The organism is Xanthobacter autotrophicus (assembly GCF_029991245.1).
Lineage (GTDB): Bacteria > Pseudomonadota > Alphaproteobacteria > Rhizobiales > Xanthobacteraceae > Xanthobacter > Xanthobacter autotrophicus_C.
Window position 1 is genome coordinate 1 of record NZ_JAIVFO010000277.1, and the last position, 1,916, is coordinate 1,916.

The window sequence follows — 1,916 nt, forward strand, 5'->3', positions numbered from 1 at the left end:
CGCGATGGTCCCGCACGCCTCGGCTCCCGCCGCCGCCACGACCCGCACCCCCTCCCGTTCCAGCGCCTGCGCCAGCGCGACGGCCACCTCGGCCGGGCCGCCCAGAAGCACCACCGCCCGCGGTGGGAGCGGGGCGGCATCGAGTTCGCGCCGGACCCAGGTTTCCGCATGGAACCACGCCGGCACCGTGCGGGCGCCCGCGCCCTGCGCCAGTTGCGCCAAGAGGCCGGCACGCAACTGCATGCGCTGGATCTTGCCGCTGGTGGTCTTGGGAAAATCCGGCTGGGCAACCGCGGTCACATGCGCCGGGGCGATACCGAGCCGGGCCGTCACCGCCGCGCGGATGGCATCGGCCACCGCCGGCGCATCCGCCTCCGGGCGGGGAGAGAAGAACAGGGCCAGCGCCTCGCTGCCCGTGGCCGCCTCCGGCACGGCGCAGGCCGCAGCAAAAGTGGGCTGGACGCCGGGCACCGCGTTCACGAGGTCCTCGATCTCGTAGCAGTAGAAATTGGCGCCGTTGACGATGATCAGCTCTTTCTCGCGGCCGGTCAGGGTCAAATTGCCGTCGCGGATGAAGCCGAGGTCGCCGCTGTTGAACCAGCCGTCGCCGACGAAGGCCTCGCGGTTGGCCTCATCGTTGCGGAAATAGCCGGGAGTGATCACGCGGCCCTTGATCTGGAACCGCCCGATGACGCCCTCCGGCACCAGCGCGCCCGCGCCATCCACGATGCGGATGGCCACCCCCGGCACCGGCGGACCGAGCCTGACGAAGCTCACCGCCTCGGGCGCGTCCGCCGCCACCGGCCGCAGTTGGCCGCCGAGGGAGGCCTTGTGGATCCAGTGCACCGAGCGGGCGGGTTCGAAGCCGGTCTCATAGGTCATGCAGGTGCAGGCCTCAGCCATGCCGAAGGCCGGCTGCATCGCCTCCACCCGGATGCCGAAGGGCGCCGTGAGCGCGAGGAATTCGGCGATGACGGGCAGCGTCGCCTGCTCCCCCGCATTCATGAGGGTCCGCACATAGCCGAGCGCCCATGTGCGCCCGCCCGCCTGCCGCAGCGCGTCCGACACCAGCTTGAAGCCGAAATTGGGCGACCAGCTGCGGGTGACGCTATGGCGGGCCATCAGGTCGAGCCAGAGCAGGGGATCGGCCAGCACCGCCGCGGTCTCCACCTGGACCTGGGCGCATCCCAGATACAGGTCGCGCAGATGCCAGGTGAGCATGGGCACCACATGGTCCATGGGCAGCCAGTTCAGCGCCACGTCGTCCGCGCCGTAGCCGTTGACGCGCACCGTCGCATGGATGTGCTCCACTACACCGCCATGGGTGATCTGGATGCATTTCGGCGTGCCCGTGCTGCCGGAGCTGAGCTGGAGGAACAGCACGTCCTCCTCCGCCGCCGCGTGCACCGTTTCGAGGGGCGGGTGGCCTGAGAGCTGTTCCAGCGCCAGCACAGGGGGCGCGGCTTCGGTGAAGCGCGCCAGCCCGGCGAGCGGCTCGGCGAGCGCGGCCGGCGCCAGCACCACCGGGCGGCCCAGCAGCTCCCACGCATTGATGAGCTTGCCCACCAGCGCGGTGCGTTCCGCGAAGGTGGCGCTGACGGCCACCGTCACCGGCTGCACCCCGGCCAGCACGCAGCCCCAGAAGGCGGGAAGATGCGCCCGCAGGTCCGGCACCTGCAGGATGGCCTTGTCGCCGGGCATCAGCCCCGCCGCCCTGAGCCCGCCGGCGATGCGCCGCGCCTCCTCGAGCAGCGCCGTATAAGTCAGCCGCCGGGCCGGCCCCGCGCCTTGGAAGAGGATGCCCGTGTCGCCGGCCCGCTCCGCCGTGCGCAGCAGCGCGTCGGTGAGGGTGCGGGGGGCGTCGGCCGGCAGCTCCAGCGGGCCGCCATCCGCCAGCGCCCACGGGCCTTCGGGGG

At 72.2% G+C, this 1,916-nt stretch carries 1 protein-coding gene; it reads right to left on the minus strand.

What is annotated here, in order from left to right; translation table 11 throughout:
• Positions 1-1,916 (minus strand): AMP-binding protein (locus tag K9U41_RS22680; RefSeq protein ID WP_282643100.1); only part of this gene is annotated, 1,916 nt, incomplete at both ends.